Here is a 15,648-nt window from a genome sequence, read left to right on the forward strand (position 1 = left end):
ACCTAATATCCATTCGACATATTCCATGCATTTCCTTTAAAAACTTCTCTATTTCATCATACCGTTTATCATTGTAACAAATTTGTTACCTAAATAGTACCGAAAGTTTTCTGCTTTTGGCACATATATATGAATATTATGGCACACGAGTACGCTATCAAGCTTATCAGACAGGAGACATCTGCATTATGAAAAAAATTCATTTATCTGTCATTTGGATATGGTCTGGTGTTCTGGCGCTAGCCATGTTGTGGGGAGGACTTCATCTGTACGCCGACAGACAAACACTGCCGGAGGGAGTGAGGGTCGGAGGAATTAACGTAGGAAGCATGGATCACACAGCCGCTCTTCGGCTGGTGGATAAAAAATTGGATGCATTGAAGCAACGTCCACTACTTCTGACGGACAGTGACAGCAGTGCACAGGATATAAAAATTACACTCGGGGAAGCAGGAATTCATTATAAAGCGGAGGCATTTCGGAATGCCGTGACGGCACTCAGCTCGGAGCATCTATGGACTCGTGTGCAGACGCGTTTTAGCTTCGAAAAGGAATGGTCTATCACATCTTTCCCACAGGAGGAGATATTAAGGGCCCAATTCGGAGCCGATTGGGAGGAGCAACGGTATGGCATACCTATCAATGCTGTGCGACAGATTGACGGGAATGATCAGATTCGTTATATTCCGGGGCGCTCTGCCCGACGCCTAGATTGGCCCAGATTGGACGCCGCACTAGATAAGGCGCTGCCCAAGGATTTTACCGCTTCGGAAGAGCCCGTACGAGTGGAATTACCTTTCCGTCAGCTGGAGCCGAAAATTTCAGTAGACAGTCTGCGTAACGAAGGGATTGAGCGCAAAATCGTCCAGTTCTCCACCAGTCTCGGCAGCAGCTCGGAAGGACGCGTGTACAATGTTAACTCAGCGGCAAGCACCATTGATGGTTTAATTCTCAAGCCGGGTGACATTTTTGACTATGGCCAATTGATTGCCAAGGCTGAGCGCACTCATGGCTTTCGTGAAGCTCCAGTGATCGTGAACGGTCAGTTGGAGTCCGGTATAGGCGGCGGGATTTGTCAGGTATCCAGCACGGTGTATAATGCAGCGCTGCGAGTCGGTTTGGACATTGTTGAGCGCCGCAACCATTCCTTGCCGGTCAGCTATCTGCCCAAAGGTCAGGATGCGACTTTCGCTACGGGGTCCATTAATTTCCGTTTTAAAAACAATACAGGCAAGCATTTGTTACTTCGTGCGGCTGTCCAAAACCGAACACTTATTGTTAAATTTTTTGGTACATTTCCGTCCAATGTTTCGTATGAACTGGAATCCCATACGGTTCGCGTACTTCCCATACCGGAGAAGAGGCTGCGTAATGACTCACTTTCCCCTGGCTTCTATCAAGTACTTCGGCAGGGCAAAGAAGGGTATGTGGTAGAAACATTTCGGGTAAAAAAGGTAGACGGAAAAGCCGTAGATCGCACCCGAATCAGCCGCGATACGTATCGAGCGCAGCAACGCATTATAGCTAGTTATGGCGGTGGCACATCGTCTGAGCCACAAACACGTGAACCCGAGAAGTCTATTGTCGAGGATGGTATAAGCGAATAAACGAAAAATCCCCCTTCCATTGTCGGCTGGACTTGTTCCAGACAGAATGAAAGGGGGATTTTAGCTATAAATTACTCGCTGCGTTTACCCAAAACAGAAATTTCTACAGGGTCACTTTCGTTACCGTCTGCATCTTTAGCTTTGATTACCAGTCTAACCGTTGCTTTTTGAGTAAGCACACTGATACTAAATGTGCCATCATCTTTGGCTACTGCACTACCGATAGGCAGTTCGTTGGAATAGGCGGTTACTGTGGAACCTGCTTTAGCTGTCCCCGTAATTGTACTTTCTCCGTCATACACATCGTTGACTTTCAGTACTCCCGTAGTTGCAACTGTGTCTGTAGTGCTATCTGTAGTCGTATCCGTAGTTGTGTCTGCATCTGTGTTGGTATCTATTGTTGTAGAGTTGTTCGTAGTCGTGCTATCTGTGCTGGTATTTGTGCTGCTATCTTCTGTTTCGCTGCCAGAAGTAGTCGACGTGTTACCATAAGTGGAATCTGTCACGTTGCTGTATGTGGAATCCGTTACCGTTCCACCAGGAGTCGTCGTCAGATTATCAACAGGGCTCAGGTTGTAGCCGGAAGCAGCGTCCAGAATAGCAATTGCCTCTGCACGAGTCAGCGACTTCAGTGGCTGAAATTTACCATCCGGATAACCGTTGATGATTTTTTGCTCCGCAGCTGCCGCTACACTTTTCTTTGCCCAAGATCCAATTTTGTCGGAGTCAATAAATTTAGTAACATCTGCTGCGTTACCCGCAGTGAGTCCAATAGCTTTGCCTACGATAGCCGCAGCCTCTTGACGTGTTACCTTACCATTTGGTTTGAGCTTGTTACCTGCATAGCCGCTTATGTAACCTGCATTCACGGCACTTGTCAGCTCGTTGTATGCCCAGTGAGAAGCTGGTACATCTGTGAACGTTCTGCCTCCATTACCGTTTACTTTTACACTGTCCGCATACGTTACGTCTGTCACAGCTGGAGTATCCTGCGTGAACGTACCCAAGCTGCGGTTCAGAAGAACAATAAATTCTGCACGTGTGATTGCCGCATCCGGTTTTACCGCGCCGTCCAATTGTCCTGTGGCTGACCAGCGTTGCACCTGATCTCCTGCCCAATGTCCATTTGTAGTTTGAGGAGCAGCTGCCGCTGCGCTGAATGCGCTAAGAATAAGACCTGTACTCAATACACCTGTAACTGTATTTCTTAACTTTTTTCCCATGCTATAAATTCCTCCTCTGATTGGATTCATCATTCTTTTTTAAACACTTTACCAGAAATCAAACCCAAATAACCCCCAAATTAAAAAAATCGTCCCATATAACCATACCCCCTCCTAATGTAGGATAAATAAGAAACGGGACTTAATACCTAGTCGCTCACTTGGATATGTATATTTAGACAGGCTAAGGTATACTGAATGAATACTCAGTCATATGCTGAACACCGCAATGAGGTCACAAACCCCTAGGAAAAGAGGTCTTCTTATGGCTCTTATTCAATGTCAGTTTTATTCGGAAGTTCTTGGTCTGAGCACATCCATGAATGTTATTCTTCCTCAGGCAACCCGTTCACAAATTGGACTAGAGGGCAAGCAAGGAACCGGGCCACATCCGACGCTGTATTTGCTGCATGGCCTATCGGACGATGATTCAACCTGGTTGCGTCGAACCTCCATTGAACGCTATGTGGCCTCATTGGGCCTGGCTGTCGTTATGCCCCAAGTACATCGGAGTTTCTATACGAATATGGAGCAAGGAGCGGCTTATTGGAGCTTTATCAGTGAAGAATTGCCGGCTTTGGCACGTTCATTCTTTCCTCTATCCGACAAGCGTAAGGATAATTTTGTAGCCGGACTTTCTATGGGTGGATATGGTGCTTTCAAACTGGCACTCCAGCATCCAGAGCGGTTTGCAGCCGCTGCCAGTCTTTCGGGAGTCATGGATTTACACGCATCACGCACCGATCCTATGCAAAATGCGATGAGTCCAGCGGAATGGCTTAACATTTTTGGGCCAGATGAAATACGCGGAACAGATCACGACTTGCTAGAGTTGCTACAACGTCATGCTGCCTTGGGGACCTCACTCCCCCGACTCTACCAATGCTGCGGCACAGAGGATTTCCTCTATAAGGGAAATCAGGCTTTTCGTGAAACATGTAGTACCGTCGGGGTTCCGCTGACCTACGAAGAAGGTCCTGGAGCGCATGAATGGGGATACTGGGACGCGAAAATTCAGGATGTTCTGGCATGGCTACCGCTCAAAGAGCACTAAACAGGTTAAAAAAATCCCCGTAGCTTCTCTCATCGCACCATGGCGAAGGGATAGGCTCGGGGATTTATTATATGCACATTAGGGATTTGTTGTGGTCTCCGTTGATGGAGATTCTTTAGTTAGTGACTTAGGCAGTACTTTATACAGGCGCCACTCGCCATTAAACTCACGTTCAAGCTGAACCCATGGGGCACCATGTTCATATAAGTTCGGATATACCATATTGATCTTACTCAGTGGCATGCCTGACATGATCTTAGGTACAAGGATATAATCCACATGGTGATCCTGCGGATAACTTAATGCCTTATTGAACGAATAATCGCTGGTGATCAGGAAGCGTTTAGGATGTTGGCTGTAAACAATCATGGTGTAGGCTGAAGCCGAATCGGTCATAATGGTAGACTTCGGCAGATGCTCATCCAACCAAACGGCAATCCTACGATCTGACTCCTGTCTCACATAGTTCACATTACCTGTCCGTGTGAGAAAGCTGTTCTCATCCGGTGCAATATCCGGGCGAGTCAACGCATAGGAAAGTAATCCAGCGGTAAGCAGCAGACTGACGGATACCAGGCCAAAGGCTGCCCTCCGCCATCGTCCCTGAAGCTGGCTCAACTCATAAGGCAACCAGGCTATGGTAATTGGGAATACATACATAAAATAACGAAACCATCCATACGAAGATTGCTTCATCATAAGTAAAAACTGCAATCCCGGCACTGATAGGAACAGCAGCAAAATAATCAGGGTTCCCCATCGGAACAAGCGTCCACTCAACAGACGAATGAACAGAATAGCCAACAACGGTACCGAATACCAAAGTGTTTTGGAAGCAATAAATTTCAAGGCTACCAGCGGATTGGAGAAAATCTCTACAAACTTATCATCATTCAGCAGCTCTGCCGATTGGGCCGTGTTCGAATACTCCGAATTCAGGAAGTAAAAAGCATTCCCCATAATGAGATAGTTAAAGAAAATCCATAACAGCCCGGAAAAGACCACGGGGAGCAGAAGCAGTAACCACGTTGCCTCGACCTTGTGCAGTTTTTCTCGCAAGGCCAGCTCGCGTCTGCCCATGTTTCGATGGAGAAACAAAACCGCCAAGACCACGCCACCTGCCATTGCCACGCCCAGAGGAACCGCTTCATAACGAGTCCAGAACGCCATGGCAAGCGCTAATCCAGAAACAATCAGACTTGCCGTCATGCGATCCTTGAGCCACAATGCAAACTCAATCACCGTCATCATAATGAAATATATGTATAGCGAATCACTCAGCCCATTGGCACCAAACAGTAAAATAAACGGATTCAGTGCATACAACAAAGCCAGCAGCAAGCTCATACTAGAGCTAAGCCCTGTTCTGACACCCGCCCGATATAGCAACATAGCGGTCAAAGCAGAAAAGGTAGCACTCAAAATAATAGCAGCCAATCCATAGGTGGCTAATGCCGGAAAGATTGGATACAGCAGTAGAATCACCATTTCCAGAAGACTGGGTAGTGGATTCCAGATAAATCCGATGGCGCCCAGATGCGGGTCGCGGCTGTACAGCACGTAAAATGCGTTAGCTACGCGACTGAGCGCGTCTGTGTGCATATATCCCAGAACATAGCTGAAATAGATGCCCGCAGAAAGTTCCAATGCAAGTATAAATACAAACAGACCTATAGCCATCCATCTGCTTGCAGACCATTTGCGAAAGGACATTCCTCTCGTTCCCCCTCAAACTTCTTGCGGTGATACAGCTGTAGCCCACTCACACCCTACAGCTGTATTCTTCCCTCCGCTACGATGCACTAAAATATAATAATTATTTCGATTCTTCATGCTCTATTTTGTACAGTCGCCACTGCCCGTCAAAGTCATGTACCAACGAGGCCCACGGCGCTCCCTTTTCGAATAAATCAGGATAGCTCCGGTTTACCTGATCCAGCGGTACCCCATCCACCAAGCGCGTGACCAAGACATAATCCACCTTGGAAGCAGGCAGATCTATTAAAGATTCCCCAAAATCATAATCACTCGTAATCATAAACTTCTTCGGAATTTTGCTGCTCAAAATGATCGGATAGGCGGCATAAGAATCTGTCAAAATAAGAGATGAACCATAATACTCATCCAGCCACGGCGCTATTTTCCGCTCAATAATTTGACGTTCGTAGCTTTCATTACCACTATGCGTCAAATAGCTGTGTTCATCTGCTGCAATCGCGGGGTTCGTCAGTGCGTAGGATAACAAGCCTGCTGTTACCAACATCCCTGCCGTTACCAGTGAGATTCCGATCCCCCGCATTTTCCCCTTCAACAGACTAAGCTCATACGGCAGCCAAGCAACCGTAATCGGGAATACATACATAAAATATCGGAACCAGCCAAACGAAGAATGCTTAAACATCAGTAAAAGCTGAAGCCCGGGTACCGATAAAAAGATTGCTAATAGCGTAAGCGTGCTCCAACTCCACAGACGTTTGTCCAATAGGCGTATAAGCAAAATGGAAATTAACGGAGCCGCATACCATAAGGTTCGTTGCCCGACAAACTTTAGCATCAGCACAGGGTGAGCAAACATTTCTACAAAGCGCTGATCCTCTAACAAAGCCGCTGATTGTGTGGAATTGGAATATTGCGAGCGTAAAAAGTAAAGCGGGTCGCCCATGATAATCCAGTTAAAAAAGAGCCACAGCAAACCGGAAAAGACAAGCGGCAGCAACAATAGAAGCCATGTCGCTTCTACCTTGTACAGGCGCTCTTTTAAAGACAATTGCGTTCTAACGCTCTCTCTGTTTGTACGCCACCGATGCAGAAAAAAGATCGTCAGCAATACACCCAAAGCCATCGCAACGCCAAGCGGAACCGCTTCATAGCGCACCCAAAAAGCGAGTGCAAGTGCAAAACCGGATACGATCAAATTCGCCGCCTTGCGATCCTTCAACCACATACAAAATCGACTCACTGTCAACAGGATGAAAAAGATATATGGCGAGTCACTTAAGCCGTTGAAGCCAAACAGAAACATAAATGGATTCAGTGAAAATAATAGCGCAATCAGCAAGCTGGTTGCACCGTGAAGCCCCAACTGTTTGCCCGTCGCATACAATAATGCCGCGCTCGCCCCTGCAAACAGGCTGCTCACAATCACTGCCGCCAGCCCGTGGGAAGCGAGTACTGGAAATAAAGGATAAAACAACAGCACGATCAGTTCCATCAAACTGGGCAGCGGATTCCATACAAACCCGATAGCACCCAAGTGTGGATCACGACTGTATAGCACATAAAATGCATTAGCCACTCGACTGAGCGCATCGGTATGCATATAGCCAAGATGCCATGCAAAATACACACCCACCGCCAGTTCAAGAGCAGCAATAAAAGCAAACAATGACAGCAATTTTCCGTGTTTTCTTAAAATCATGAAACCTCTTTCTGACGCTGTTGCGGAACGGAGAAGATCCAGTAGCGGTTCCAGAAATAATTATGAACAGGCACGATGATGGTAGTTAGTACTTCACCGATCAGATACGACCAACCGATCCAGTGAATGGTCACGTACATCAGGGCGGCATTTAAGAGTAAGCCACAGGTACAGACCAATAAATATTTAAGAAACTGGGTGCGGCTTCCCTCACCGGTAGGCTCGAACGTCCAGTTTCGGTTCAGCACATAGGAAACGAGCAGCGTAACCACGAATCCTATTGTAGTAGCCATTACTGCAGGTACCGTAAACAGCTCCACCAGCAGCACAAGTACACCAACATGGATACCTGTACCCAGCAGTCCTACAATACCGTATTTAATGATTGGATACTTTAGATATGAACGTCTGATCATGTTGATTAAACTCCCTGTCCACCCACAATCGGTCAGCATTCGCCCGTTTATCTGCTATCAGATAGCGAGGTCTAGCTTTGACTTCGTGATATATGGCGGCAATATATTCTCCTACTACTCCGATCGACAGCATGAGTACACTGCCGATAATCAAGAGCAGCAAAATGACAGTGGTAAAACCGGTCACAGCGTCACCCATTAATTTACGCATTAACGTCTGAATCCCCAATACGACTGAAATCAGCATAAAAATGAGGCCCATCAGACTTACAACCCGCAATGGTACTGTCGAAAACGATACGATCGCTTCTGCTGCCAGTCGAGTCAGCCCTAACGGACTCCAGCGGCTTGGACCCTCTTCGCGTGGAGCCACTCGGAATGAAATCTGGGTTTTACGGAAACCGAGCCAGGCCGTCATTCCGCGAAAAAACGGCATCCGCTCTGGCATCGCCATCCAGGCATCCACCACTCGTCGATCCAGTAGCTTATAATCGGAGGCATCCTTGAGATTAAAGCCCGTCAAGCGGTTCAAGGTCGCGTAGAACAAAGAAGCTCCAAGCTTTTTGCCCACCGACTCTTCTCCCCGGAATTCTTTCACACATTCGACCAAATCATAACCTTCATTTTGCCATAAACGCACCATTTCTCCAATCATCTCAGGAGGGTGCTGCAAATCACCGTCCATGACAATGATTGCATCGCCAGAGGCATTTTCCAGACCTGCGCACAACGCCAGTTCCTTACCGAAGTTCCGACTCAACCGGAGCGCGAGCAAAGAGGGCATTCGATGGGATAATTCAGACAATTTAAGCCACGTATCGTCCTTGGAACCATCATCTACAATGATGAGTTCATAGCGTGAGGTGACAACAGACAGTACCCCATCAATCACCTTAAGTGAACGCTCAAGATGCGAGCTTTCATTGTACATGGGAATGACGACGGATAAAAAAGGTGTTTTTGTCTCCATTCTTGCTCCTTCTTTCTTCATATTCAGGAGGACTGTGCCGGGGTATCATCCAAGTCGTGCATATCGGTCAGACCATGTGTCGTCTTTTCCCAATAGAACGGCTTGGTAATGAGCTGCCAAGCTGCTTTCACCGCAGCTATACTCATTAGTACCCAATATAACGGCGAGAGTAGCCCATATTTGACCATCGCGTATGAAAATGTTCGTTCACCGCGCTCTTCCAGTTCCCCGATGACCCAATACATTCCGGCCACGTTACTGAATACGAACAGAAAGTTACCGATATAAAATTCCGCGCTGGCCAGGTAATACACATATCCCGGGAACAGCTTGGGAATAAAGGACAATTCCCAGCCAAACCATAAAATAAGCAAGCCCCAAAAAATCGGATTCAGCAACGGCAACATTGGAGTTGCCAAAATCATCACCTGAAAGCCGAAAAAACCTTTCCAGCCCACTTCGCGCACCAGCTTCACCGGATTGCGCATATGAACCAGCCACGTCTGCATATACCCCTTGATCCAGCGTGACCGCTGACGAATCCAGTTGCCCACGCGGCTGTTAGCTTCCTCCCATGTACGGGAATCGACAATAGCAGTTTTGTAGCCGCCTTTATACAGACGTATGCCCAGATCGGCATCCTCGGTTACATTATAGGGGTCCCACGCATTAATATCTTTCAATACAGATACCCGAAAATGATTGGATGTGCCACCTAAAGGAATTGGGGTATCTAACTGCATAATACCCGGCAGCAGTAGCTCGAACCACATACTGTATTCTTGAGTGAACCAGCGGGTCAGCAAATTTTGTGTACTATTAAAGTAGTTGAGCTTCGCCTGAATACACGCATAATGCTCAGGGAGTGAATCGAACGCTGCAATGACCTTTTTAAGCTGATCAGCGTCGGGACGATCCTCAGCATCGTAAATCACGACAAACTCGCCACGTGCCCGAATAAGTCCATAATTACATGCCTTCGGCTTGGTTTTCGGCAAACCGTCTGGAACGACCAGTGTCGTGTAATAGGCCGGCAGCTTCATTTCCCGAAGTAGCTCGATCGTCTCAATGTCATCCTCTTCAATCAGCAGCCGCACGTCCAGCTTGGACTTGGGATAATCCAGCTGCTCCAAATTTCGCAACAACATCGGAAGCACGCCCGCTTCCTTATACATAGGTACAAGAATGGTATAGATCGGCAGTTTCTTTTCATCCATGGCGTCAACCTCTTCCTTCGTAAAACGAAGCTGCGCCCCACGCCGGGAACCAAGATAAATAATGCCAAATTTAAATAGCGTCATCGCAAAATAAAACAGCTGAATCATCATATTGATGATCAACACCGTTTTCCAACTGTTCCAGAAGAGACCGAGCAGTGTAATCATACCCATGGCTGCGAACACCCAAAGTTGTCCCTTTGTAAAAGTCGTCCGCGCCGAATTGTGCGGTTCTTTTTCCAACAGCCCGGTCGTGCTCTCCTGCATCATTTCTTCACCGTAGATTTTACCCCAGAGCTGCTCCATCTCTTCCTTCGTAGCAAGCACCTGCTCTACCGGCATACCCAGAATTTCCTCCAGCTTCAAGCGTCGCTCTTCTGGCAGCGGATCGCTGACCGCCACAATATATCGGTTCATATATTGATGGATAACGACCACGCCATAAGCCATTGCCACTTGCTCGGGTAGTTTGTACGCCGCATCCAGCGCGAGTTCCTCACCAATACGCCCGATCCGGTTCTGTGTAGCAATCGCGCGGTACAAATCCGCAGGTTCCAGCATTTGCAATGACAGCAAGATGTCGCCCAGCAGCCCGCCGCTCTTCGCCTGGAACTCCAGTGCGCGTTCCAGTTGTTCCGGCAATATATAACCGGAACGAACCAGCATATCGCCTAGGCGCTCCTTGGACTCGTCGCCGCCAACCTGTTCCTGTAGCTGCTCGGCTGTAATGAAGCCCATTTCTACAAGAATATCGCCCAGCCTACCACCGTAGCGCTTCTGGTTGCGGATGGCATCTGTCAGCTGATCGCGGGTGATCATCCCGTTCTCCACCAGTTGATCCCCCAGACGGGCCTTGCCGTTTCGGCCGCTCCGCGTTCCTGTTGCGGCCTCTTCGCCTTCCGTACCAGGGATACTGGAAGCAGTGACCATAGCAGCTCCTGCTGCTGTCTGTTCCTGGCCAGATGCATATTGGACTTGAGCCTCCTGCGCCTGTCCATCCTGTATCCCTTCATCCAGCAATTGTTCCACAGCTGCTGCTGTATCATTGGCGTTCCGTATAGCCTCGATACGAAGTTCTGTATCCTGAAGTCGCCGTTCCAACTCTTCGATATGAAAATCAAGCTTGTACAGCACCGGAGCCTGCTCTGCCCGCTGAGCCTCTAGCTGTTGTTGCAGTTGTTCGATTCGCTGACGCTCTTCTTTTATTCTTCTCTTGGTTTGGCGAATTGAAACTCCTCCAACCTGCCACCTAAGCTTGTCACCCATGAATTCCCGCCCTTTCAATCCAGCGCCGCTCTTCCGCAAGCGCATCTGCAAGCAGCTGCTTTAACTCCGCATCCCGCTGCTTTTTCCGTTCCAGCGCCGCGTGAAAAAGTTCCCGCTCCTCGCGCAGTAACTCCTCCGCTTGTATCCGTTCCTCATGCAATGAAGATATCAGTTGATCGGCTTCAGAAGCGCGATAACCGATCCAAGCGCTCTTTAACTGACGCGCCGTCCTTTTAGTTCTCATAATACCTCCCTGAATCATCCCGACTCTGCCTTTTGCTACGTCACTACTTTAAAGCATATACATGCCGTTCTCCCAAAACCAGGACATACCTCTATTCTCATTCAAGCCCTTCATTTACACATTTATGAAATTCACTTGACCAAAAGAGCCCCTAGTAACTTGACATTTATTTATTGAATATAGTTCTTGTCCTATTGAATTGGTAATTCAATGAAAAACTTAGTGCTATTCTACCATAATCACCGTAGACGTAGTATACAAAAATGTAAATTCTAGAAACTTTCACACTAGTGTAGTAATAGGTATTTGGAACTATGAATTAATGCCCCAAAAAGCACAAAAGACACCGCGAACGGTGCCTTAGAATCTTTGATTGCTAATTCCTTAAAATTTGATTTTACACAGTATACCGCTACTGTGCAAGAGAATAATATCTTTCTTTACTGATTAATTTTTCGGCTTGTGCCCTTCAAACCATGTTGATGTATTCGCCAGGAGCTGTTCACTGCGCCCAATGGCTGCCTGTACCTGACCGGTAGCGGTTCCACCATATACATTCCGTGCATTCACTACCGCTTCCGGTTGAAGTACCTCATAGATACGCTCATCAAACAGATCCGAAAACTGCTGAAATTCGTCCAGTGTGAGATCAAGCAAATATTTTCCATGCTGGATGCAATACAGTACGGTTTTGCCAATGACCTCATGCGCCTGACGGAACGGAAGCCCTTTGCCGACCAAGAAGTCCGCAATATCCGTTGCATTGGAGAAGTCCTGGTTGACCGCTTGACGCATGCGATCCTTGTTCACCTTCATCGTGGCGATCATCGGTGCGAACAGTTGCAAGGCTCCTTCCAGCGTGGCAACGGTATCGAACATCCCTTCCTTGTCTTCCTGCATGTCCTTGTTGTATGCCAGCGGCAAGGATTTCAATACAGTCAACAAGCCCACGAGGTTTCCATAGACACGTCCGGTTTTACCACGTACCAACTCCGGTACGTCCGGATTTTTCTTCTGCGGCATAATGCTGCTGCCTGTACAAAAAGCATCATCCAGCTCGACAAAACCAAACTCCGTGCTGCTCCATAGCACCAATTCTTCGCTCAGACGAGACAAATGCGTCATAATCAGCGAGGCGCCAGCCAGGAACTCTACGATAAAATCCCGATCGCTGACGGCATCGAGGCTATTTTCATATACGCCATCAAATCCCAGTTGCTCGGCTACAAAATGACGGTCGATCGGAAAAGTGGTCCCGGCCAAAGCACCCGCGCCAAGCGGCAACACGTTAATCCGCTTGTAGCTGTCTTTGAGTCGGTCAATATCACGCTCCAGCATAGACACATACGCCAGCAGATGATGTGCAAATAAAATAGGCTGCGCACGCTGCAAGTGTGTGTATCCAGGTACAATCGTGTCCAGATTATCCTTTGCTTGGCCGATTAATGCAGCTTGTACATCATGCAGCATACCCACCAGCGATACCACACGTCCACGCAAATACAAGTGCATATCCGTTGCTACCTGATCGTTACGGCTACGCCCAGTGTGTAGTTTACCCCCCACTGGACCAATAGCCTCGATTAGATTTTTTTCGATATTCATGTGAATATCCTCATCCGAAACGGAAAATTCAATTTCCCCACGGCGGATACGCTCCAGAACGGTGTGCAGTCCTTCCTTGATCGTGTCTGCATCCTCCTGCGGAATAATTCCACATTTTCCTAGCATGGCCACATGAGCCAAACTGCCTTGAATATCTTCTTCCGCCAACGCCTGATCAAACCCGATAGAAGCCGTATATTCCTCTACCAGCTTGTTCGTTTGCTTCGTAAACCGTCCGCCCCATAGCTTACTCATTGTATGATCCCCTCTCTGCAATACAAGCCGCCCTCGTCGTTTGGACAAGAACGGCCCGCATCCCGTACATTTTTTAGGTTACATCATTATTTATGATTTTGTGTTACACCCGCGTTAACCTTCAAACGCAGAGCATTCAAGCGGATAAAGCCTGTTGCATCGCCTTGATCGTAGGCTTGTGTCGGATCGGCTTCCATGGTCGCAATGTCCGGATTGTACAAGCTAACCGAACTTTTAACGCCTGCGCCGATAATGTTGCCTTTGTACAGCTTCACGCGCACGGTACCACTAACATTTTTCTGACTCTCATGAACCAGAGCCTGCAAAGCGACACGTTCCGGTGCGAACCAAAAACCGTTGTAAACCAAGGTAGCATAACGGGTAATCAGACTATCACGCAGATTCATAACCTCGCGATCCATCGTGATGGATTCCATTTTGCGGTGAGCTGTGAACAGGATCGTACCGCCCGGCGTCTCATAGACTCCCCGACTTTTCATACCAACAAAACGGTTTTCCACCATATCCACGCGTCCGATACCATGCTTGCCGCCGAGCTCATTCAGTTTTTCCATCACTTGCAATGGACTAAGCTGTTCTCCGTTCAAAGCGATGCAGTTACCTGCTTCAAATTCCAACTCCAAATATTCTGCTTCATCAGGAGCGTCCTCAGGCGCGTTACTGAGCAAGAACATTTCTTTATTTTCAGGAGCACTTGGATCAAACCAAGGGTCCTCCAGCACGCCGCTTTCATAGCTGATATGCAGCAGATTACGGTCCATGGAGTATGGCTTGGCTGCAGAAGCAGTTACCGGAATGTCGTGTTTTTCCGCATAGGCAATCATTTCTGCACGGCCCGGGAACTGATTGCGGAACTCTTCCAGCCGCCAAGGTGCAATCACCTTGATATCCGGCGTCAACGCCGCCGCGTTCAGCTCGAAGCGTACCTGATCGTTACCTTTGCCTGTTGCCCCGTGAGCAATGGCTGTTGCTCCCTCGGCAATCGCAATATCGACCATCCGCTTAGCGATCAATGGACGTGCAATACTCGTTCCGAGCAAATATTGTCCTTCATATAAAGCACCCGCCTGAAACATCGGATAGATAAAATCCTTGGCGAATTCATCACGCAGATCATCAATGTACACTTTGGAAGCCCCTGTAGCGAGTGCTTTTTCCTCCAAACCGTCCAATTCTTCTTTTTGACCAATATCTGCGGTGAAAGCGATGATTTCAGCATCATAAGTTTCTTTGAGCCATTTCAGAATAACCGACGTATCCAGACCGCCGGAATATGCGAGTACGATTTTTTCTTTTGCCATTGTTAAAGTCCTCCCCGAATGCTTCTAGCCTTTATCTTCTTTACCTATCAATACCTATCAATCTTATGCCATTAAAGCAACTAACAGCGCTTTTTGCGCATGCAGACGATTCTCCGCTTCATCAAAGATGACCGAATTCGGACCATCGATTACGCCTGCGCTTACTTCTTCCCCACGATGCGCAGGGAGACAATGCAGGAATAAATAATCCGGCTTTGCCAGCTTAACCAGCTCCTCATTCACCTGAAAGTCGGCAAAAGCAAGCCCCCGCTCCTTCTGCTCTTCCTCAAACCCCATGCTCGCCCACACATCTGTGTAGATCGCATCCGCATCTTGTACTGCTTCCTGCGGACTTTGGGTTATAACGATCTCACTACCTGTCTGTTTGGCAATTTCACGGGAAGCTGCGACCACACTCGGGTTAGGCTCGTATCCAGCTGGACTTGCAATGGAGACATGCACTCCGAGCTTCGCTCCACCAATCAAGAGAGAATGCGCCATATTGTTGCCGTCTCCGATATAAGCCAATTTGAGCCCTTTTAGCTTGCCCTTTTGCTCATACAAGGTTTGATAATCTGCTAGCACTTGGCACGGATGCGCCAAATCACTCAATCCATTGATCACAGGAATGGACGCATAACGTGCCAACTCTACCACATTATCGTGTCCAAAGGTACGAATCATAATGCCATCCAGATAACGTGACATGACTTGGGCCATGTCGCTAATCGGTTCGCCGCGTCCCAGTTGAATGTCATTTTTGCTGAGGAAAAGGGCATGCCCACCCAATTGATACATACCGACCTCGAAAGATACCCGTGTACGTGTAGAGGATTTTTCGAAAATCAGTCCGAGCGTTTTCCCTTTTAGCGGCTGATAGGTTTCCCCGTTTTTATGCTTACGCTTAATTTCAACAGCGAGATCAATTAAATACTGGATTTCTTCTGGCGAGTAATCGTCCAGCTCCAGGAAGTCCCGTCCTTTCAAATTCATCTGCTGCAGTGCGCCGCCCTGGCTCATGCTATCGTCTCCTTTTACACTCTAGTCTAGG

The 15,648-nt window shown here is 47.8% G+C and carries 12 protein-coding genes; 2 read left to right on the forward strand and 10 right to left on the reverse strand.

Annotated elements, in window-relative coordinates:
• The first annotated feature begins 188 nt into the window (after positions 1 to 188).
• Positions 189 to 1,607, forward strand: coding sequence for a VanW family protein (locus ACYCS5_RS11905; RefSeq protein ID WP_459761099.1), 1,419 nt, complete (start codon positions 189 to 191; stop codon positions 1,605 to 1,607).
• Between the two features lie 71 nt (positions 1,608 to 1,678).
• Here the strand turns inward: ACYCS5_RS11905 and ACYCS5_RS11910 are convergent, their stop codons facing one another.
• Positions 1,679 to 2,830 carry an S-layer homology domain-containing protein gene (locus tag ACYCS5_RS11910; protein ID WP_340933362.1) on the reverse strand — a complete coding sequence of 384 codons (1,152 nt, stop codon included), beginning with the start codon at positions 2,828 to 2,830 and terminating at the stop codon, positions 1,679 to 1,681.
• A 265-nt stretch (positions 2,831 to 3,095) separates the two neighbouring features.
• Here ACYCS5_RS11910 and ACYCS5_RS11915 point away from each other — a divergent pair, with 265 nt between their 5' ends.
• The gene (locus ACYCS5_RS11915) at positions 3,096 to 3,884 is read left to right on the forward strand and encodes an alpha/beta hydrolase (RefSeq protein WP_459761100.1); all 789 of its coding nucleotides are present in this window, start codon (positions 3,096 to 3,098) and stop codon (positions 3,882 to 3,884) included.
• A 78-nt stretch (positions 3,885 to 3,962) separates the two neighbouring features.
• On the opposite strand, the gene ACYCS5_RS11920 is transcribed toward ACYCS5_RS11915, so the two are convergent.
• The 9 genes from ACYCS5_RS11920 to argF form a co-directional block, all read right to left on the reverse strand.
• On the reverse strand, positions 3,963 to 5,597 hold the full coding sequence (locus ACYCS5_RS11920) for a glycosyltransferase family 39 protein (protein ID WP_069010684.1): 1,635 nt from the start codon (positions 5,595 to 5,597) through the stop codon (positions 3,963 to 3,965).
• A 103-nt stretch (positions 5,598 to 5,700) separates the two neighbouring features.
• Positions 5,701 to 7,302 carry an ArnT family glycosyltransferase gene (locus ACYCS5_RS11925; RefSeq protein ID WP_069010683.1) on the reverse strand — a complete coding sequence of 534 codons (1,602 nt, stop codon included), beginning with the start codon at positions 7,300 to 7,302 and terminating at the stop codon, positions 5,701 to 5,703.
• The gene (locus ACYCS5_RS11930; RefSeq protein ID WP_029514556.1) at positions 7,299 to 7,718 is read right to left on the reverse strand and encodes a GtrA family protein; all 420 of its coding nucleotides are present in this window, start codon (positions 7,716 to 7,718) and stop codon (positions 7,299 to 7,301) included. Before ACYCS5_RS11930 ends, ACYCS5_RS11925 begins: the two co-directional genes overlap by 4 nt.
• Positions 7,681 to 8,688, reverse strand: a complete 1,008-nt coding sequence (locus ACYCS5_RS11935; RefSeq protein WP_029514557.1) for a glycosyltransferase family 2 protein — start codon at positions 8,686 to 8,688, stop codon at positions 7,681 to 7,683. The genes ACYCS5_RS11930 and ACYCS5_RS11935 overlap by 38 nt, the downstream gene beginning before the upstream one ends.
• 23 nt (positions 8,689 to 8,711) lie before the next feature.
• Positions 8,712 to 11,171, reverse strand: coding sequence for a glycosyltransferase family 2 protein (locus ACYCS5_RS11940; protein WP_069010682.1), 2,460 nt, complete (start codon positions 11,169 to 11,171; stop codon positions 8,712 to 8,714).
• Positions 11,164 to 11,415 (reverse strand): hypothetical protein, encoded by a 252-nt coding sequence (locus tag ACYCS5_RS11945; RefSeq protein WP_029514559.1) that lies wholly within the window; start codon positions 11,413 to 11,415, stop codon positions 11,164 to 11,166. The genes ACYCS5_RS11940 and ACYCS5_RS11945 overlap by 8 nt, the downstream gene beginning before the upstream one ends.
• Before the next feature lie 447 nt (positions 11,416 to 11,862).
• A complete protein-coding gene (argH, locus tag ACYCS5_RS11950; protein WP_013312248.1) occupies positions 11,863 to 13,275 on the reverse strand; it encodes an argininosuccinate lyase in 1,413 nt (470 codons plus the stop codon).
• A gap of 86 nt (positions 13,276 to 13,361) precedes the next feature.
• The gene (locus tag ACYCS5_RS11955; protein WP_459761101.1) at positions 13,362 to 14,597 is read right to left on the reverse strand and encodes an argininosuccinate synthase; all 1,236 of its coding nucleotides are present in this window, start codon (positions 14,595 to 14,597) and stop codon (positions 13,362 to 13,364) included.
• Between the two features lie 63 nt (positions 14,598 to 14,660).
• The gene (argF, locus tag ACYCS5_RS11960) at positions 14,661 to 15,617 is read right to left on the reverse strand and encodes an ornithine carbamoyltransferase (protein ID WP_459761102.1); all 957 of its coding nucleotides are present in this window, start codon (positions 15,615 to 15,617) and stop codon (positions 14,661 to 14,663) included.
• Positions 15,618 to 15,648: the final 31 nt, after the last annotated feature.

It is taken from the genome of Paenibacillus sp. SEL3 (assembly GCF_054602585.1).